General features: G+C 39.3%; 18 protein-coding genes and 1 pseudogene. 4 read left to right on the forward strand and 15 right to left on the reverse strand.

What is annotated here, in order from left to right:
* The first annotated feature begins 3 nt into the window (after positions 1-3).
* The 3 genes from G5W_RS0105150 to G5W_RS22000 all read left to right on the forward strand — a co-directional run bounded on the left by G5W_RS0105150 (position 4) and on the right by G5W_RS22000 (position 1,182).
* Positions 4-453 (forward strand): SMI1/KNR4 family protein, encoded by a 450-nt coding sequence (locus tag G5W_RS0105150; RefSeq protein ID WP_010094772.1) that lies wholly within the window; start codon positions 4-6, stop codon positions 451-453.
* A gap of 65 nt (positions 454-518) precedes the next feature.
* A complete protein-coding gene (locus G5W_RS20510) occupies positions 519-698 on the forward strand; it encodes a hypothetical protein (protein ID WP_033445571.1) in 180 nt (59 codons plus the stop codon).
* 118 nt (positions 699-816) lie between these two features.
* Positions 817-1,182 (forward strand): Imm30 family immunity protein, encoded by a 366-nt coding sequence (locus tag G5W_RS22000; protein WP_237706200.1) that lies wholly within the window; start codon positions 817-819, stop codon positions 1,180-1,182.
* 131 nt (positions 1,183-1,313) lie between these two features.
* Here G5W_RS22000 and G5W_RS0105165 read toward each other — a convergent pair whose 3' ends face one another.
* The 11 genes and pseudogenes from G5W_RS0105165 to G5W_RS0105220 all read right to left on the reverse strand — a co-directional run bounded on the left by G5W_RS0105165 (position 1,314) and on the right by G5W_RS0105220 (position 13,022).
* Positions 1,314-2,399, reverse strand: coding sequence for a GNAT family N-acetyltransferase (locus tag G5W_RS0105165; protein WP_010094777.1), 1,086 nt, complete (start codon positions 2,397-2,399; stop codon positions 1,314-1,316).
* Between the two features lie 239 nt (positions 2,400-2,638).
* Positions 2,639-3,613 (reverse strand): Gfo/Idh/MocA family protein, encoded by a 975-nt coding sequence (locus G5W_RS0105170; RefSeq protein WP_010094779.1) that lies wholly within the window; start codon positions 3,611-3,613, stop codon positions 2,639-2,641.
* Positions 3,610-4,302 (reverse strand): hypothetical protein, encoded by a 693-nt coding sequence (locus G5W_RS0105175; RefSeq protein WP_010094781.1) that lies wholly within the window; start codon positions 4,300-4,302, stop codon positions 3,610-3,612. Before G5W_RS0105175 ends, G5W_RS0105170 begins: the two co-directional genes overlap by 4 nt.
* 13 nt (positions 4,303-4,315) lie before the next feature.
* On the reverse strand, positions 4,316-5,149 hold the full coding sequence (locus G5W_RS0105180) for a sugar phosphate isomerase/epimerase family protein (protein WP_010094783.1): 834 nt from the start codon (positions 5,147-5,149) through the stop codon (positions 4,316-4,318).
* 43 nt (positions 5,150-5,192) lie between these two features.
* A pseudogene (locus G5W_RS0105190) lies at positions 5,193-6,163 on the reverse strand (acetylxylan esterase).
* 39 nt (positions 6,164-6,202) lie between these two features.
* Positions 6,203-7,780: an FAD-dependent oxidoreductase gene (locus tag G5W_RS0105195; RefSeq protein ID WP_010094788.1), complete on the reverse strand. Its 1,578-nt coding sequence runs from the start codon at positions 7,778-7,780 to the stop codon at positions 6,203-6,205.
* Entirely contained in the window at positions 7,780-8,832 is a 1,053-nt protein-coding gene (locus G5W_RS0105200) for a Gfo/Idh/MocA family protein (RefSeq protein ID WP_010094789.1), read from the reverse strand. The genes G5W_RS0105195 and G5W_RS0105200 overlap by 1 nt, the downstream gene beginning before the upstream one ends.
* A gap of 32 nt (positions 8,833-8,864) precedes the next feature.
* Entirely contained in the window at positions 8,865-9,920 is a 1,056-nt protein-coding gene (locus tag G5W_RS0105205; protein ID WP_010094790.1) for a Gfo/Idh/MocA family protein, read from the reverse strand.
* A gap of 9 nt (positions 9,921-9,929) precedes the next feature.
* Positions 9,930-10,931, reverse strand: coding sequence for a zinc-dependent alcohol dehydrogenase (locus G5W_RS0105210; protein ID WP_010094791.1), 1,002 nt, complete (start codon positions 10,929-10,931; stop codon positions 9,930-9,932).
* An 18-nt stretch (positions 10,932-10,949) separates the two neighbouring features.
* Positions 10,950-12,005, reverse strand: coding sequence for a dihydrodipicolinate synthase family protein (locus tag G5W_RS0105215; RefSeq protein WP_010094792.1), 1,056 nt, complete (start codon positions 12,003-12,005; stop codon positions 10,950-10,952).
* Entirely contained in the window at positions 12,006-13,022 is a 1,017-nt protein-coding gene (locus G5W_RS0105220; protein ID WP_010094793.1) for an NAD-dependent epimerase/dehydratase family protein, read from the reverse strand.
* A 254-nt stretch (positions 13,023-13,276) separates the two neighbouring features.
* Between G5W_RS0105220 and G5W_RS0105225 the strand changes: the two genes are divergently transcribed.
* Positions 13,277-14,635 carry a GGDEF domain-containing protein gene (locus tag G5W_RS0105225; protein ID WP_010094795.1) on the forward strand — a complete coding sequence of 453 codons (1,359 nt, stop codon included), beginning with the start codon at positions 13,277-13,279 and terminating at the stop codon, positions 14,633-14,635.
* 33 nt (positions 14,636-14,668) lie between these two features.
* Here G5W_RS0105225 and G5W_RS0105230 read toward each other — a convergent pair whose 3' ends face one another.
* From G5W_RS0105230 to G5W_RS0105245, 4 genes are all read right to left on the reverse strand, one after another.
* Positions 14,669-15,568 (reverse strand): Gfo/Idh/MocA family protein, encoded by a 900-nt coding sequence (locus tag G5W_RS0105230; protein WP_010094797.1) that lies wholly within the window; start codon positions 15,566-15,568, stop codon positions 14,669-14,671.
* 361 nt (positions 15,569-15,929) lie between these two features.
* Positions 15,930-16,733 (reverse strand): carbohydrate ABC transporter permease, encoded by an 804-nt coding sequence (locus G5W_RS0105235; RefSeq protein ID WP_010094800.1) that lies wholly within the window; start codon positions 16,731-16,733, stop codon positions 15,930-15,932.
* 13 nt (positions 16,734-16,746) lie between these two features.
* Positions 16,747-17,667, reverse strand: a complete 921-nt coding sequence (locus G5W_RS0105240; RefSeq protein WP_010094801.1) for a carbohydrate ABC transporter permease — start codon at positions 17,665-17,667, stop codon at positions 16,747-16,749.
* 217 nt (positions 17,668-17,884) lie between these two features.
* On the reverse strand, positions 17,885-19,129 hold the full coding sequence (locus tag G5W_RS0105245) for a sugar ABC transporter substrate-binding protein (RefSeq protein ID WP_010094802.1): 1,245 nt from the start codon (positions 19,127-19,129) through the stop codon (positions 17,885-17,887).
* Between the last annotated feature and the right edge of the window lie 237 nt (positions 19,130-19,366).

Here is a 19,366-nt window from a genome sequence, read left to right on the forward strand (position 1 = left end):
TATATGGCGGAAATTTATGGTTCAAATGATAATCTTTCGTTAGAACAAATAGAAATATTTGAAAGTAAGAATAACATTAAACTAACTAAAAAATATATTAATTTTTTACTAAAATGGAATGGGGGAAAAGTGATACCTAATTTATTTATGATATCTAATGAGCAAGGACCAAGTGTTTTGAATGTTTTTTATGGTATTGGCGATATGTATGATAACTTAACAGATTTTATTGAGATAATGGATGAGAGGTTACCAGTAGGATTTATTCCAATTGGGGATGACCCTTCCGGTAATGTTATATGTTTAGGGACAAAGGAACCTTATTACGACAAGATTTATTTTTGGGATCATGAACTAGAACCGGAAGACCCTAATGATATGAGTAACATGTATTTTTTAGCAAATAGTATTGATGAATTCTTAGATAATTTATATGAGGACACTGAAGAATAAAAAGAAGTATTAACAGTGAAAACATTATACAGCTATATATAAAGCACTTGTTTAATAAGCAACAAGTGCTTTTTGCTGAGAAAGACTATCTTAGCCTTGAACCACGTGAAGCTTTAGCTGGTGATATTATTGATGCAAGGAATATCTATATAAAAGAAGGGCTTTACACTCCTGAGATACGTTCAGGATTATTGGAAGAAATAAAATTAAATATAACAAGGTACCCAGATATTTTTGATACGTAATAGGGAGGTGGAGAAAGTTGTACATTTTAGTCGTACTTACCGAATTAAAGAATAATCGTTTATTAAGAAATGAGAGTGCAGTAGAAAAATTTGAAAACCCATAGAAAATATTTTAGACATGGAGGATGTTAATCATATAGAAATATTGTGTCAAGGATTTGATGATTTAACCGAAAATGATGAAGTAATGTTTGGATTAATTCATGCTATAGAGTCTTATGATAAGATTGCTAGTTCTGAAATTTCTTTGAAAGTGTTAGCTAGTTCTATTCCTAAAATGCTACCTCACGCTAAGGAATGGTTAAAGATACTTCACAAAAGGATATTAAATCATGAACCATCAAGGAATATTTATAAAGAAATCCTTCCCACATTAAACAATGATATTCAGAAATATATTTTGTCTCAATTAAATAGTATTAAAGAAAGGAACCCAAGTCGTTTTGAAGAAAGTGTAAATTCTATATTAGATTTTATAAAGTAACGTAAAACCTTGATTGGCAAAGTGATATGCCTTTCAAGGTTGTTTCTACGAGGATACTAGGTTCGAATGAACCCATTCAATTAAATTCTTCTTATCAGACCTGGGACAAGGGACCTGTCCCCTTGTCCCAGCTATACATAATGAATCCCTTCTGTACTTGGAAATGGGATTGGGAAGAGTTTTGAGATTGGGTTGGAATCCTTGTTAAATATTAAGTTTGTAAACTCTTGTTTCGTTAATGTAAGTTGAATATCTTCATATTGGACGTGAATTTTTCCTTCTCTTACATCATCAACTATTAACGTTTCTTCTACATTGGGATCAATTATTCTAAGGTAGGGGTATAGTTGATCTATCAGTCTCTTAGGATTTACGATATTAATCGTTCCACCAATCGTATTATCTGCCGCTTCATAATCGGTTAGGAATCTGTTTAGATTGTCCTGCCATGGTACTTTAATTTTCATGGAACTAATTATATTCTTACCTAAAATATCCATCAAGATTGTATGAATAGCCTCTGAATCTCCTCCCCAGTCCGTAACAAGCCCATTACGATTTGGATTCTCCGCATTTGGTAAACCAATTACAACATAAGCATGTATTTTTCCATCCTTCTCCGAAACAAACACTGACTGTTTCAAATGAAAAATCCCTGCATATCCAGCTGCTTCAAGCAATGTTTTCCACTCTTCGATACTAGATTCATAGCGAACTTCCTTTTGTTGATATAGAGAGAATATTTTCATAAAATCAACGGTTGTTGCTTCCCGTATTACTCCGATATGGCTTGTGGGACTAGCACTATTAATGTTATATGTATAACTTCTTCCAACTGGATAGCATCCATTCCGTTGATACAGTCCTCGGTCACCTGAAACAAGTAGTAGTGAAGCATCGGCCTGGTCTATAAAATCATTAATCTCCGCTAAAATTCTACTAGCAATCCCCTGTGCCCTGTAGTCAGGATCGGTACATACGGAACCAATGGAAAATACGTTTAAGAATGCATCTCTGATTTTCAAACGATACGGGACTAATCCAAAGAAGCTGACTAGCTTCCCTTGATCAAAAGCACCATATGCCAAATTATGATATTTCGTGAATACAGCGGGGAATGCCTCCCCCATTGACACATGGTTGTCATTACGAAACGTCTTGTCTGAAAGATGGATCGCTTCCTTGATTTCTTCTCCTACCAGATTACGAATTTCCATGAACTTCCCCCATTCCTTACTTTTTTGTCATCCGTGTCACTATATTCTACTCTCAATCTGCCTGGTTCAGCACATGATAGGTCAGCATTCATCTCTGTCATGACAAGACCTCTGCTTCCCTTTCGTTATGCTCCATCCTTATCATGACAAAGCCTTTCTTAACCAACACCTTTACTCTATTTTTGACCTTACCGCTTATTCTCGCCACCAGACAAGGAACAGAAATATTCCCTGTCCACTCAAAGTTTAACTTTGGTTTTGGTCTTGCTAGATTGGTAAGCTGCTAGGGCTACTTGAAGTGCTTTTAGACCATCTTTTCCGGAAATAGATGGCTGACGTTGTTCCTCTATACAATTTACAAAGTCTTGTATTAGTCCAAAGTCCATATCATTTCCGTAGAATACATTGGTTAAGGATTTTGAGCCACTTGTAAATAATCGGAAATGTTCTTGAAAGGCGTCTACTTTCACCGTTTGTTTTGAGCCGATCACCTCTACTGTCACGTCTCCCCATGTTGGGTACTCACTAAAACGCGACCAGCTCGCATCATGGGAAGCAATGACGCCATTTTCAAATTCCAATGTTAATATTCCAGCATCATCAATGTCCACTCCATGAAAGTAGGAGTCTACGATGGCGTTAACTTCAGTAACTTCCCTCCCTAAATACCAGCGCATAATGTCCACCATATGTACGGTATGATCGAGTACAGCTCCACCACCGCTTTGTTCTTGTTCAATGAACCAACCACCTGGGTTTTGCCCACGGTTTGTTGTTCGAAAGGCAATGATTTCACCAAGTTCACCTCGGTCAATTAATTCCTTCAATCGTATGATAGGGGCGCTGAATCTTACTGGAAAAGCAATTTGTAAGATTACTCCATGATGTTCACATACATCGATCATTTCCTGTGCGTCTTCTAGATTCGTTGCAATTGGTTTCTCGCAAAGGATATGTTTCCCAGCCTTTGCTGCGTTTCGTACCATCTCTTTATGCCGGACATTTTCGCTGCAAATAATCACGGCATCCATGTCAAGTGCTAAAAAGTCTTCCTGAGAGATGTAATGTGTTGTTTGATATTGTTTCGCAACCTCTTTCCCTCGAGCAACATCATCGTCAAAGATTCCAACCAATTCTACATGTTGAAGTTTCTTTAAACTATCCGCATAACTATAAGCATGCATATGGGCAAAGCTCATCATACCAATTTTCATGCTTCAACACCCCCGATTGCTTCCTGATATTTCGCTAACTCTGGAGCTACTACATCCAGTTCTACTGCAGTCTCTAATATCGAATCCACATTGTACTGTAATGGTAAAGTTGTCAGATGACCAGGATCCATCGGGTTCATTTCATCACTCTTAAATTCGATGATCTGATTAATACCACTCCATTCCAGTTCAATAATTTCTTTACTAGTAAATGTGTAGTCAACATGTGCCATTACCCCATCACCATATTTAACCGTTACAATTACATGCTGAGGATCTAGACCACCTCTACTATGCTTTACATCTATGATTTCGGCTTCGCCGAACAGGGATGACAATACATATAGATCACTCGCTATAACGAAATCATTTTTTTCTTCCGCTAACACTCGACGCAAGCGAAAAACACCTTTAGGCGAATCATTACGATGAATCATAGACCTTGCCTGCTGAAAAAATGGGTATTGAGCAAGCTCGTGATATACCTTAACCTTTTCTCCCTTGACATGTTGAAGAGCTGAAGCTGGTACATATACCGTATGGTTACTAAAATCTTGTATATTGGAATGGTTACTTTCCAGTAAGACTGTTTTTTCTGTTGTATGATCAATGGAATCGACCACAGCCACATCAACCGTCGTTGTTAGCCGATTAATTCGGTCAATGTTTGCGTAGATTACATTTACCATGTTGTGTACCTCCCTATTTTAATAACTTTCGTAAACGGTCTACTGCCTCTATGTTTGCTATCTTCGGATTATCGAATCCCTCGTACTCAATCGACAACCAACCGTCATAGTTGTTCTCCTTTAAGCCATTTATTATATACTCCAGATTTACTTGACCATCACCGGGAACCGTTCCAATTAATTCGACACCCTCTGTAGAACGGAATCCATTTACTTGCTCACTTGAACCCTTCACTCTAAAGTCTTTAAAGTGAACATGTACAATGTAATCCTTCAAACGATCAAACGCTGTTTCGGATGCCTCATGAACTAGTAAAAAATTCCCTGTATCGAAAGTGGAACGGACATACGGACTACCAACTTTTTGAATAATTTCTTCTACCTGCACACTTTTACCCGCCAATAATCCATGGTTTTCTACTGCTAGGAATATTTCCTCTGACTCTGCTAACTTTGCGCTTTCCTTTAGTCCTTCCACAATCCAATCTTGACCATCTTGATACGTTAGGTCCCCTGATAAATCTCCGCAGAAAACACGGACTATATTCGTTCCAAGCTTTTTCGCCATTTGAATACCTGCATTGATTTTTTCTACTTCTAATGCTCGTTCTTTAGCAGTTTCTTTTACAAAATTATTCGTGACATCATAAGCGGATACAGGTAGATTATTTGTTTTTAATGCTGCAAGTACCTCCTCTACCTCTTCCGCTTCGTTTTTCCAATAAAAATCTAGTAGTTCTACTCCGTCAAGGTTCATTTCTTTGGCATAGTTGATAAAGTCCACAATAGACCAGCCTTCCTCTTGGATCACTTGGTTCAGGCTATACATACTAACACTAACCTTCATTTATTCTCCTCCTTTTGGATATGGTACGGGTATTTCACCTTAGCTATCCAATCATATCCACTACAAATGCTAGCTTCTTTTCCTCATGAAATACATTAAACTCATGTTCAAATTGGGGATAGACTTCCATTCTTTTCTGTTTAGATGCCAGATGATGAAATGCTGCAAAGACAGTTGAAGGCGGTGTTACTGCATCCTCTAATCCGATAGACATCAGTGTTTGACATGAAATACGATCACAAAAATGGACACAATCAATATAGCCCAATGTACGGAGGACTTGATGATAGGTTTCATACTGTGGATCATTCCACTTAAAAAGGTAGTGAATTCCATATAAGGACCGGATAATGCTATTTCTAAAGCCCGCTCAAAATGGGCTAAAAATGGATAATCAGATAAGACAAAATCTAATTTTTGATCAAGTCCCGCGGCAACAAGTGAAAGTCCTCCACCTTGCGATCCTCCCATAGCACCCAATTTTGTCACATGCATTGGAAATGCCCCCGAGCGCACCCAATTCAGCTGTGATAAAACATCCCGATATACGTTCGTAAAATAATATTGTTCACGATCATATATGCCATTTAACATCCACCCTGGTACACGACTACCATTCTCATATCTAGCATAATCTGGTGATTCTGATTGTCCTCGGACATCAAAAATAACGATTGCAACACCTATTGCTGTCCATTTCAAATAATCAACTGGGAGCCCACGGGTTCCGGTGTATCCATGAAACCCTATCATGACTGGCCCTTTTACCATCTGTTTCGGTTTTACGAACAACCCTTTTAGTGGTGTCCCATCCCAACTGGTCAGAAGCAAATCCGCTACTTCAACAGTTGGCACTGGATAATCTCTCCAAGTGACGTGAACATCCTCTTGCCTCTGGTCCAGCTTTCCTTTTTCTTTATCCCAAAAATCCCAGAAATCATCTGGTTTGTTGGTAAGCTCAGGACGATATTTCCATAATTCATCTATTGGATAGTCACCTATTTTTCGACCCATACCCAACACTCCTTGACCAGTAGTATGATTTTTAAACCCTTAACTTAAAGCTAATGAATCAGAATAAAATTCCTCCGGCCATTCCAATTCAAAGCCATCCTGCCGCAAATCCTGCTGAAAGTCTTTTAATAGTTTTGTATCATTCCGAACTTGTTTTGGTGTAACGTGATGCTTGAGGCAAAATGCTACTAGTGCGCCACATGCCTCTCCAATATTCCATTCAACAGGATGTAGTCGATAACAGCCGTTTGTAATATGGGTTGTGCCAATATTTTTACAACCTGCAAGTACATTGTCCATATCAATAGGGATTAATGCACCTAAAGGAATATGAAATGGCAATGCCTGAATATCCAAGTAATTTTCACCAGACATGCTAGGATGGAGATCAATACTATAGGAGCCAATACCAACCCTGTCTTTATATTTCTTTCCCACTTTCCCGCTATTGGTATGAGGAGATAAGTCCTGTTCCACAATCGTGTATTCCGCCTTTATCCGACGTGATTCTCGAATATATGGCGCCTTGGCCAGCCCATCTTTTGTCTCAAAGATATCCTTTCGGAGCATTAGGCCTGGATACCCCTTTTGACCATCCTTCCTGGGAGCCTCAGTTTGCAGCCAATATAATAACGATAGACTTAACTGTTTTGCTTGATAGATATGTCTTTCCTTTTCCTCTTCAGACACGTCGTATATATTGCCAAGAAAGTAATCATTCATTGGCCAGTTCATTAGAGTTACATCACCTGTTTGAATTGGCAACTCGTATTGAGCGACATCGAGAATCCTACGATATTCCCATAAGGAAAATCCTTCTTCTTCCGGAAATAATGTATAGGTCCGCTTTTCTTTCGTTATAGGGTGTGGGGCATAGAAACTTAGGTAACGATCTGGCCAAAAATCGGGCTGGTATTCCTTCCAGAAATCGTACATTTCTGGTTTAGGAATAGTGTAATCCTCCCCTTCTCTATATTCCAAACCAAGCACATAAGTAAATGCTTGAATATCTAGTGGATTGACGGCTTCCCGTGCATGTGGCTCACCTGTTAATTCTTTTGACTCAGCTCCAACAACATACGCCATCTTTGCAAGTGGAAGTAAATCTCCTGCCTCGGTTGCATCCATATAAAATGGGGCTATGACATGGTGTTTTTGCTTAGTAGGCGTTATCGTAATTATTGCTTCTGTTACTTTACGACCTTTCCGGTTAACGGATGAAATCACAGCATTCTTCCAGATAATTAATTGATTGGTTAAGGTGTATGGAAGCAGCATTTCCTCTAAGACATGTAACGTGACTCGTGGATCATGACAAATATTACTGACAAGTCCATTTCCAGGATTTGATGGGACCGTTTCTCCTTTGTGCGGAAACATTTTTTGGTACAACTCTCTTACCTTGTTACGATATTGACGATAACGATTCGTGCTCCCGAATTCTTCGATCCAAGGATGTTCATCTGGTGGTACACCTTGAGATGTTACTTGGCCACCAATCCATTCCGTCTCTTCTACTATTAGCACCTTCAAGCCTCTACTACAGGCGGACAGGGCAGCAGCTGTCCCCCCTAATCCACCACCAGCAATGACAACATCGAATTGTAATGGGTTCACTACAAGTAAACTTCCCTTCCAGTTTTTGCAGATTCATAGATTGCAGTTAACATTCTCATTACTTGAACACCATCACGGACAGGGGCAATATTTTCCGTTCCATCTAAACAACACGATACAAAATGATCTATTTCATTTTGAAAAGCCTTATTAAAATCAAAGCTCAACGTATCAATCTGAGGTGTAATATTTAAAATCGTATTGTTCTTTTCGGAGATTAGTGCTAATTCAGGTTCGATTTCGGCACCACCCTTTTCTCCAAAAAGCTTCACATATAATTCATCTTGTTTTAAATGCAATGTAAAGCTCACATCTACCATAATGGAAGCGCCATTTTCAAAACGAATAATAGCATTTGCTAAATCCTCGACATCATTTATCATGGGGTCATAATCGGCTGCTTGATAGAATGATAGATTCTCAATATGACTGCGATTCCCTAATCGGTTATACGTATTGCCACTAACGGATACTGGACGAGGCTTCCCCATTAAATACCAGCTAATATCAATCATATGTACCCCTAAATCAATTATTGGACCCCCACCAGAACGGGTAATATCACTAAACCATCCACCAGGATTCCCTAATCTGCGTAAACAGGAGGTTTTCGCATAATAGATGTCACCTAGATCCCCGTTATCAATGAATGTCTTCAATAACTTAGCATTGTCACCATGCCGACGGACAAAACCAACTTGCAGTGTCTTTCCAGACTTTTGCTGAGCCTTCTCAACAGCTTCCGCTTCTTCTACTGTCATACTAAGTGGCTTCTCTACCAGGACATGCTTGCCTGCTTCTAGTGCGAATATAGCAATCTCGGCATGTGTGTTATTCCATGTACAAATGCTTACAGCATCAATATCCGCTTCAAGAATTAGCGCCTTATAATCAGTATAAAGATTCTCTACTCCGTATCGTTTCCCTTTTTCCTCTAGGCGTTCCTTATTCACATCACAAAATGCCATTAACTTCACTCGATTATGGTTTAGATATGGTTCAATATGAAACTGTGATATGGAACCGACACCAATGACACCAACTTTTAACATGGTAATTCCTCCTTTTGGTTAGAGACTAGCTATCAATCCAAAATGATTTCCTTTTGTTGATTAGAAGAAGTATATAGGGCTTGTAACATCTTCAGGATTTCTAAGCCTTGATCTGCATCAATCAACGGTTTCTCATTCCGTATGACGCATTCGATAAAGTGATTAATTTCATCTTGGTAAACGTCATTGTTCTCGAATTCTGGCTCTATTTTTGTAAATATACCGTTATCTTCTTTAAAAATAGTAACCGGGCTTAATTTTGCACCGCCTTCGTTACCATAGAACTCTAATGAGATGGAATCATCCTCTTCACCATTGATTGCCCAAGCTATTTCTAAATTCAAGACAGTTCCATTTCGAAAGCGTATCCAGCCAGCTGTAAAGTCATCTACATCAAATACATGCTGTGCATTGAGTTTATTATTTTTGGACTCCCAGGCAGATGTATATTTTGTTTGATAGTTTCCAAGCATGCTAACAGATGTAGCCGATACAGACTGAACCTCCGGCTGTCCCAATAACCACCATGCAAGGTCTAACACATGAACCCCAATATCCATTAAGGCTCCACCACCTGCTAGTTCCTTATTGGTAAACCACCCTTTCGGTGTACCTCGTCGACGGAATAATTTCGCTTTTGCATAATAAACGTTACCGAGTGAACCTCTCTCCAAGTAAGATTTTAAAATGGTTGCATCACGGCGAAAACGATGGGTCATTCCTACCATCGTTAACACATTGTTCGCTTTTGCGAGATTACTATATTCTGTTACTTCGTCGATATCAATACCAATCGGTTTTTCAATGAAAACGTGTATGCCTTTTTCAGCAGCCTTTTTAGCAATCCCTATATGAGTTGCGTTTGGTGTACAAATGAAAACAGCTTCTACAGCAATGTTCTCTAATAATGCCTCGATGGATTCAAACCAGTTCGGAATCCCGTGCTTTTCTGCAACTGCTTCTACTCGTTGTAAATCTGTATCGACTAGCCCTATAACTTCTACCGTATCCATTCCCTTTAGATAGTGTAGATGGGTAGATTCAGCTATTGCCCCGACCCCGACAATGGCAACTTGAACTTTTTTCATAAAATCCCCCTAATCCATATAGTTCAAAATCTTGGTTAATACAGTTGACTGCTTATTGCGAAGTTTTTCATATTCACCTGGTGCATCCCGGAATGAAATGACATCACCAATAAATGGACGCACATCAATTCGTTCCTCACTAATGAGTCGAATATACTCCGCTATATTTCTCCCTTCTGTCCAGCGAACAAAACCGTATGGATAATCAACTGCCTGCTGTTCATATACCTTGTCATATCTCCCTGGTCCACCTGCGCGAGAAATAAGAATTTGTGCTTCTTTCGAAAACATTAGCTCCCGAGGAAAGTCTGGTTCCACATCCCCAACAATCACAACTTTCCCTTTATTACGAACCCACTTTAGGCATTCCTTCGTGAGCGGTGAACGCTTTCCACCGGCACAGAGGATTACGACATCTGCTCCATTTCCATTTGTCTGCACATTTATTTCTGATTCCATTTGCTCTATCGAGGAAAAGGACTTAATGTTTTGTTCCGTTAGCATTCCAGCACGTTCGGTACTAATATCACAAGCTATAACATTATATGCAGCCGCATCGGCTATCTTTGCAATCATTTGCCCAAGTACTCCTAAGCCAACAACAACAGCTGTTTCTCCAAATTGTAAGTCAGCTATTCGTAGGGCATGAATGGCAATTGCCCCTAAGCCAACTAGTGCTGCTTCCTTTGGCTCTACATGGTCTGGAACTTTTGCATAAAGTGTTTTTGGAATCAATAAATATTCAGCATGTTGAACATATGGTGCTCCATAACAAGCAACGAGATCACCTTTCTTAACGTCTGTAATACCCTCGCCACACTCCACCACTATGCCCATCGCATTATATCCGAGTGTAATAGGATTTTCTTCACTTGCTTCGATTATTAGAAGCTCTGTACCCGGTGAAATTGCAGAATAGATAGTTTTTACTAAGATATAAGAAGGCTTAACCTGGGGTATTTCGTCTTCAACTATTCGCACCTGCTTATGTTGCGCTACGATTTTTTTCACTGTAGACCCTCCTAAATGTCAATACTCAAGCCATTTTGATAGATTCTCCTTTACAAATTCATCATCATGTAAATGAGGATATGCTCGGTAGACTCGATCTATTTCCTCTAATTGACCAGGACTAAGTGATTCGTGGTCAAGCAAGCACCAGTTTCCCTTTAAAATGCCTTGTCTTCTTAATACTTCATTAATACCAGCAATCGATCCTTTAAACTGGTTGGTAGCATCAAAGAAGGCTGCATTGGCATCGGTAATTTCCTGTCCTAACGTTAATAATGATGCAGGAATATGTTTGGAATCGCGAACAACTTCAAGCTCTCTAAAAACCTCTACAACTCGTTTCGTCCAAACAGACCAATGTCCTAATAATCCTCCAACAATTCGCTTTTCAACCATTTTTCCATCCACCTGAAAACGGAATGTCGTTAATAAATCGTTTATAATGCTATCGTCATTTCCAGTGTATAAAGCAATTTCGTCGTTTCGGGTAGAGTTTACTACTGCCCGCACAACATCGTTCGTTAAGTAACGATTAAAAGGGGCAATCTTTATTGCATGGACATTAGGAATCTCTGCAAGCTGCTTCCAGAAGTCATATGAAAATATTCTGCCACCAACTGCAGGCTGTAAATAAAAGCCTACAACAGGAATTACTTCAGCCACTGCCTTCGTACGGTCAAGCAATTCTGCTTCTGAAAGATGATGCAGTCCTCCCATACTCAATAGTCCTAAATCATAACCAATTTCTACCGCATATTTTGCTTCGCGAATTGCCTGCTCCGCTGGCCCACATATTCCAGCAATTTTGATAAAACTTTCCGAAACATTAGCCCGGTTCATTTCTTCTATCGCAAGCTTTAATACTTTTTCGAATAAGTTAAACTCCGGGTCTCTAATCTCAAATTGAGTGGTGTGTACTCCTACAGCGATACCTCCAACACCAGCATCTAGGTAATAACGGGTGAGGGCTCGTTGGCCCCTAACATCAAGCTGTCTTTCCTCCGTTAGAGCAAGTGGATGTGCAGGAATAACTGCCCCCTGTAGCAATGCTTTTTTCACCTCTGCATGTAACATTTAGAAGGCTCCTTCCCTTTCCTGGAAATGAGTCGGTTTATTATGCATTTCGCCACCATTTGCAACCCAATCTGCAACCATATCCATCATCTCCTGTACGGAGACTCTTGGATAACCGAACAGCTTATGTGCTTGGGAGGCATTGTTTAATAATGCTTTATCAGACTCTTCGTTTACATATAATGCTTCCTTTCCGAAGCGTTTTCCAAATTCCTTTGCTACCCATCTAACGGATAAGGTTTCTGGTCCAGTTATGTTTAGAATAGTAGGTGGATAGTCCACATGTCGTAAGGAACGAAGTGCATATTCATTTGCATCCCCTTGCCAGATAACGTTAACATTCCCCATAGATAGATCAATTGCCTTCCCCTCATACACGTGTTTTGCAATTTCTAATAGCACTCCATAACGTAAATCTATAGCATAATTCAATCGGAAAATAAGCATTGGAGTTTGGTGTTTGTGAGAGAAATACGTTAATATCCGCTCGCGACCCAGACAAGACTGTGCATATTCTCCTACCGGATTAACCGGGAAATCCTCTGTACACCCATTCGTCAATACATTGGTTAGTGGGTAAACATTTCCTGTTGAGAATGCAACGATTTGAGAGTCTTTAAATTTTTCGGCAATTCTACCTGCTAAGTAGGCATTCATTGCCCATGTGAAGTGTTCGTTTCCTACCGTCCCAAATTTGTTTCCGGCCATATAAATAATGTTTTTCACATTTGGCAATGCCTGAAGCGCTTCATCATTGAGTAGGTCACACGAAATAGTCTCTATTCCTGCCGCTTCCAGCTCTTCACGCAAGTTTCCTGACAAAAATCTAGAAACGCCAATGACACGCTTTTCAAGATTTCCTTCATCAATGGCTCTTTTGGCTAATTTTGCTAAGGTGGGTCCCATCTTACCGCCAACACCAAGGATTAATATATCCCCATCGATTTTCTTCAGGTCTGCTATTAACCTATCAGATGGAGAAGTTAACATATTGTCTAACTCCGTAATCGCTTTCATTTTATCACTCCTAAATCTTTTAATAACGTAACATACTATTTGGATCGCTTTTTACTTATGGTTCAATTGTAGTAAATCGCGATATTAAAAGACAAGTCTTAAAATTGTCTTTTAATTAAAATTTCTAAAATTTAATTAATGTAATTTTGACAATATTACATATTCAACGTATGATAAGGACATATTATGAACAGACATGTCTATTATCCTGACTTTATAAAATAGATTGATAAACGGTAAAGGAGAAATTTTGTATGACTACTCAGGAAACTATCAAACAAGCCTCGGAAATAAACATAGGCATCATAGCTCCTGCTGGCCTATTGGATCAAACAAAGAAAGTTTTGAAAGCGTTCCCAAACTTTAAACCTGTATTTCGAGTGGTAGAAGCCAGGCAAGATAACGAGCAAACGGTTCAAGAGCTAATGGAATTAGTTGATGTTTTGATGTTTACGGATTACTACCTCTATCAAAATATTAAAGAGAATATAGACTTTAAGATACCAGTTCATCATGTACCATTGATGGGAACAGGATTGTATCGTTCATTGGTTTTGATTAAAAATAGTTATGGACTCGAGAAACTATCAATCGATATTCTTGCACCGCAATACGTGCGTCAAGTTCTCTATGAATTGGAAGAAGACGACTGCGATATTCTTGAGCACCGTACGGATACAGTTGATATAGAGAGCATGGTACAATTCCACTTTGATAATTACCAGAAATTTGGTTCCGTTGCATTAACTGGAATTCAAGAAGTCTCGAACCGTTTAACAGAATTAGGAACACCACATGAATGGGTTACCCCAACGAATCAGGATATGATTGTATCCTTGGAAAGAGCACTTCTGTCTAGTGAGACAAGAAGAAATAAGGAATCACAGATTGTGTTTGGCTACGTTAGCATCGATAATTATCAAAAGCTATCCGAACGTTTTACTACAGAGCATGACGTGCAATTATTAAACTTACAAATACAACAAAAGCTACTAGATTTTATCAAGCAACTTGATGGGCATTTCGTCAGTCTTGGCGGTGAAGAATACTTATTTATTACAACTCGTGGCACGTTCGAACGAGAAACGAGAGGATACAAGTTTCTACCTTTGCTCAAAAATACCAAGGACCAGATCGGTATTACCTTAAGTCTAGGTGTTGGCTTTGGCCAATCTGCTGCTGAAGCTGGTAACCATGCACGCCTCGCCTTAAGGCAATCGAAGGAAATAGGTGGTAATGTCTGTTATATTGTCCGCGAAGATCGGAGTGTCATTGGTCCAGTAGACTTGAATAGTACGGTTAACTATGAGCAATATGAGTTATCCATTACCGATGCCAAACTTTTAGATAAGGCTGAGAAAGCCGGAATGTCGGCTGCCTATATGGCAAAGCTAATGGCAAGGGTTGCACGGCACAATAAAATCGACTACACTGCGCAAGAACTCGCATCCACATTAAACATAACGATTCGTAGCGCACACCGCATTCTACTTAAATGGATGGATGCAGAACTAGTCGATATCATCGGCGAGGAAAAGGTAACCTTTAAAGGGAGGCCAAGGCGTATATATCGTTTAAGCTTTATTCAAGAAGAGCACTTGAGTAAGAACTAATTTCATTGGGGTGGCCTCTCGCCCCTGTTTCCTCTATATGAACACCATTTCATCTATCTCTCGACTTCGATTGGCAGCTTCCATAAAACGAATGATTTCTAGTGTTTCATCTATTGATACCCGTGTTTTTCCTTCACGGAAGAACGCGAGTGCCTCTTCTAATAGACTTGCATAATACGGTTTAGCTTTTGGAGAAATTTCTACAAATTCAGATCCATCCTTATAATGAATGATTGCACCAAATTGGTTATTTCCAGCTCTATTACCACGAATGGTTGCCATCCGTCCGTCCTTCCATATAACTTGGAGAACATCATGATTCTGATTGGATATAGATTGGATCCTCTTAGCACCACAGCCCATAATGGTATACAACATTTCTATCGTATGGATGCCATACCAAAAAAGACCTGGTTGGTCCTCTATAATCTCCATTGGTCCGAAACAATCCGCACCTATTATTTCTCGATTATAATTTTTCTGAAGTGTGGTGGTTAAACCTTCTGCAAAACGGAGTGCTGATGAACTCATGATGGGCGTGTTATATTGTTTGGCTAGTAGAACTATTTGTTCTGCATCATGTGAAGTAAGTGCTAATGGTTTATCGATAAAGACTGGCTTTCGGTAAGGTACTATTTTCCGAAATTGTTCTAGATGTACACCACCATCAACTGACTCTAATAAAATGGCATCACTCTTTTCCGCAACTTCCTCCATCGTTTTTGCTATTGGTACAGGGTGAGACATAAGCTCTGCTGTGAATCCTTCCAATCGTTCCCTGCTTATTGGTAAATGTGGAGAACCACCCGGAAAAGCTAGAGCAACTCGAGCCCCAGCTACATGGTGGTTCTCCTTTTCATCATGAAGCAATCTGATGAAGGCAACAGCATGACTTGTATCCAGTCCGATGATACCTAACTTTAATCTTTTCATAATAATCATCCTTGATTAATTTAAGCCACCGAGTGGGGCCTCCTATACAGATTTGGACTCGCGCCAAAGTAAATCCAAATGACGCCAATCACTGATTGACTCGCGCGGTCTGTAGATAAACTGACGCGGGGGATGAACAAACTTGCGCGGGATCACCTTGCTTGCGCGACTTTTTTTACTTGCTGCGCGACTTGAGTAACTGCCAGCGCTACTTTTCAACCTATGGCGCGAAAAGTGTTACGACCCGCGCATCTTTTTATTTTTCCCGCGCGACTACGTAACATCTGGTGCTAGATTTCCTTTCGCCGCGCGATAAGAGATACAACTCGTGCAATCCTAACCAACTCCACAAGCAGCCCCACTACTTCAGCCCGGACATCTGTATTCCTTCTGTGAAGTAGCGCTGGAAGAATAGGAATATGAGGAATGTTGGAATGAACGATAGGGTTGAACCTGCCATTTCAATTCCAAAGTTCCCTTCTTTCCCAAGCAATGATGCTAGACCTACAGTCACTGGGTACATCTTTTCTTGTGTCATGTAGATAAGTGGTTGGAATAAATCATTCCAGTTCGAGATGAATGCGAATGTTCCAACTGTAGCTACAACTGGTAAAGATAATGGTAAGATGATTTTGAAAAATATTTGAATATCATTTGCACCATCTATATAGGCGGCTTCCTCAAAATCATCTGGAATTCCTTGTAAGAACTGACGAACTAGGAACACGCCCATAATCCCCCATATTTCAGGAACAATTAACGCCCAGTATGTGTTAATCCATTCAAATTGAGCAAACATAATGTATTTCGGAATGATTAATAATTGTTGTGGAATCATGATGACAGCCATAAATATCCAAAAGATCGTTTCTCTTCCTGCAAACTGTTTTTTGGCAAAGATATATCCTAAGATTGCACAGAAGAACATTTGACTGAAAACAGGTATGACCGTAATAACAAATGAGTTAAATATCCATCGCATGAAGATTCCATCACGGAAGATATACAGGTAGTTACCAATGGATGGATCTTCTGGAATCCAGAAAAACGGATCAAGTAGCGCATATTCTATCTCTTTTAAAGATCCCAGCACCATGATGAGAAAGGGCAATAGAAAACAAAATCCAAGTGCAATTAATAATAGATAGGTAATAATTTTTTTCACGCTCAGAACTCCCTTAGTAGATTGCTGTATCCTTCCCGATATATTTCCGTTGAATTAAAGAAACAATTAATATGATAAAGAACAATGCATAGGACAATACCGCTGCATAGCTTAAGTTCAAGTTCGTAAACCCTTGTTGGTATAAATAGAATACGATAGTTGTAGTGGAATAATTTGGTCCACCACCTGTTAATAGATAAGCAGAATCAAAGATTTGGAAGGAACCTATCGTGGTTACAATAGCCACGTAAAAGTGTATTGGTTTTAATAATGGAAAGGTTATTTTCCAAAAAATCTTCATCTTAGATGCTCCGTCAATTTTGGCCGCTTCGTACAAGTCCTTAGGAATAGATTGCAAGCCTGCAAAATAGTATATCATTGTACTTCCAGCTACCTTAAATATACTTAATCCGGCAAGTACAATTAATGCCTGACTAGAGTCTGCTAAAAATAATTGTGGTTCCACTCCAAATAACCCTATTAGCCAGTTTATAAGGCCTGATTCGGTACCACCGAACAGCCAACCCCATAAACCAGCAACAATGACAAAGGAGGTTACAACTGGTAAGAAGAAGATTCCTTTGAAGAACCCTGCAAAGCGAACTCCCGAATTAATAATCAATGCAAGAATTAACCCTATTGCCATTGTTGGTACAATATAATAAACGGAGAACATAAATGTATTCCATAGCGCTTTCCATGCTAATTTATCCTGGAAGAAATATATCCAATGCTTCAAGCCAACCCACTCATGGTTTCCGATTATTCTCCAATCCATAAAGGTAAGTACAAAGCTAAACAGGAAGGGAAAAACCTGAAAGATTGCAAAGTGGATTAATATAGGTATCAAGAACAAATAAACGATGGCATTTTTGCGAAAGCGCTCTTTAAAAGGTAATTTGTTACGAGTTTTATTATTTTTGTTCTTTTTCAAGTGATCACCTTATTTCTTATAAGGATAGAGTCAAAACTATATTCAGTGGGGCGATCTTTTCCCCACTGAATGGTAGCTCGAACTTATCGGATAATGACTAGCAGCTGATTCCCACTTAACTCCCTTTGATATCCTTGTATACCTGAAGCGCGAATCTTACTGGCTGTAATTTTCGGGATAAAACAGTGCCAGCCCATATTTCATGTTTTATTCCTAATTAATCTCCTATTGCCGCCTTAATTGATTCAGCTGCGGAATCTGCTGCTTCTTGTGGTGTCTTCTTGCCTTCCATCATCGTTTGAAGTTCTGCCTGAATCATCGGCATTATGTCACGTCCTTTAGGATGAATAACACCAGGTAATGCGTATTGGGTATAAGAAGCGAGCTGGGCTAGATATGGTTGTTCATCGAAAATATCCTTTGCAGACTCTCTTGTAGGGATATATTGAGTTACCTCATTAAATGTGCGCTGGTTCTCTGCATTTGTTAGCACTTTTACGAATTCGGCAGCCGTTGCAGGATTATCTGTATTAGACGGAACTACAAACATTCCTACTGTTCCATATGTTACTTGCTCTTTATTCTTAAGTGGTGGTCCAATTACAAAATCGATTTCACCAGTGCTCTGTAAATTACTTAATGTAATACCTGATCCTAATACCGCTAACATATCGCCACTATTCCAGATTGCATCATGCTCCATTGCTGTAATAGAATCTTCTGGAATCCAGCCATTCTCATACATTTCATTCACTAGGGTAAATGCTTCCACACCAGCTTCATTGTTAATCATTACTTCATTATCCTGGGTAATGACGTCTCCACCCGCTTGCCATAAATATGGATATAATGTACCGTTCATGGAACCTCCACCTTGGAAAGTCGTTGCATAGTACCCTTTATCTTTCGCCTTTTCTGCCCAAGCCTTAAAGTCATCCCACGTTTCTGGTAGATTTTCTGGATCTTCGCCAATCGCCTCGATAACAGCCTTATTATAGAAATACGTGTAGGACTCTTGTAAAATTGGAAGACCATATGTTTTATCCTGCCATTTCGTTGATACTAAAGCCGTGTCAACAAAGTCTGTCATATCAAAATCCTCTAAATATGGGTCAAGCTCTAATAGCATTCCTGCATCTGCATATTGTGGCATCTGGTCAGGAATAGCATAGAAAACATCGGGACCATTATTTGCAGCTAAAGCCGTCAAAATCTTTTGGTCACGGTTTGACCAAGGTATCACTTCTATATTGACTTCAGCATCGAATTCCTCTTGGAAGTTTTTGATGATGGTATCCCACATCTCTTCTTCCTTCGCTGCATCACCAGTGTAAGGATGTACCCAAACCGTGATCTCGCCCCCGACTTCTCCGTCACCCTCACTTCCAGCGTCATCAGAACAAGCTACCGCTACAAACATTAAGCCAATTAGCAAAACTAGGAAACTGAACTTCTTCTTCATTATCATGAATCCCCCTTGTTCATTCCCAAGTCAAAACGAAAAGTAATCACTACTGTTTCATAACTGTATTTTGACAAAGTCATCACATGAAAGCGTTACCAAATTAATAAAAGTTAAGGCTATACAGTTACACACTTAAGGATATTTACATTATAAATTTTGACTTGTTGGAATTTTCATATACTAACTATGACTATCTTATTTGTTTTTTTGACAATAGACAAGTCTATTAATTGT

Source organism: Ornithinibacillus scapharcae TW25 (genome assembly GCF_000190475.1).
Classification (GTDB): domain Bacteria; phylum Bacillota; class Bacilli; order Bacillales; family Amphibacillaceae; genus Ornithinibacillus; species Ornithinibacillus scapharcae.

Excerpts from the sequence above, each read along its gene's own strand:
- G5W_RS0105150 (WP_010094772.1), top strand. The coding sequence starts at position 4 with ATGGCGGAAATTTATGGTTCAAATGATAATCTTTCGTTAGAACAAATA.
- G5W_RS22000 (WP_237706200.1), top strand. The coding sequence starts at position 817 with ATGGAGGATGTTAATCATATAGAAATATTGTGTCAAGGATTTGATGAT.
- G5W_RS0105165 (WP_010094777.1), bottom strand. The coding sequence starts at position 2,399 with ATGGAAATTCGTAATCTGGTAGGAGAAGAAATCAAGGAAGCGATCCAT.
- G5W_RS0105170 (WP_010094779.1), bottom strand. The coding sequence starts at position 3,613 with ATGAAAATTGGTATGATGAGCTTTGCCCATATGCATGCTTATAGTTAT.
- G5W_RS0105175 (WP_010094781.1), bottom strand. The coding sequence starts at position 4,302 with ATGGTAAATGTAATCTACGCAAACATTGACCGAATTAATCGGCTAACA.
- G5W_RS0105180 (WP_010094783.1), bottom strand. The coding sequence starts at position 5,149 with ATGAAGGTTAGTGTTAGTATGTATAGCCTGAACCAAGTGATCCAAGAG.
- G5W_RS0105200 (WP_010094789.1), bottom strand. The coding sequence starts at position 8,832 with ATGTTAAAAGTTGGTGTCATTGGTGTCGGTTCCATATCACAGTTTCAT.
- G5W_RS0105205 (WP_010094790.1), bottom strand. The coding sequence starts at position 9,920 with ATGAAAAAAGTTCAAGTTGCCATTGTCGGGGTCGGGGCAATAGCTGAA.
- G5W_RS0105215 (WP_010094792.1), bottom strand. The coding sequence starts at position 12,005 with ATGTTACATGCAGAGGTGAAAAAAGCATTGCTACAGGGGGCAGTTATT.
- G5W_RS0105220 (WP_010094793.1), bottom strand. The coding sequence starts at position 13,022 with ATGAAAGCGATTACGGAGTTAGACAATATGTTAACTTCTCCATCTGAT.
- G5W_RS0105225 (WP_010094795.1), top strand. The coding sequence starts at position 13,277 with ATGACTACTCAGGAAACTATCAAACAAGCCTCGGAAATAAACATAGGC.
- G5W_RS0105230 (WP_010094797.1), bottom strand. The coding sequence starts at position 15,568 with ATGAAAAGATTAAAGTTAGGTATCATCGGACTGGATACAAGTCATGCT.
- G5W_RS0105245 (WP_010094802.1), bottom strand. The coding sequence starts at position 19,129 with ATGAAGAAGAAGTTCAGTTTCCTAGTTTTGCTAATTGGCTTAATGTTT.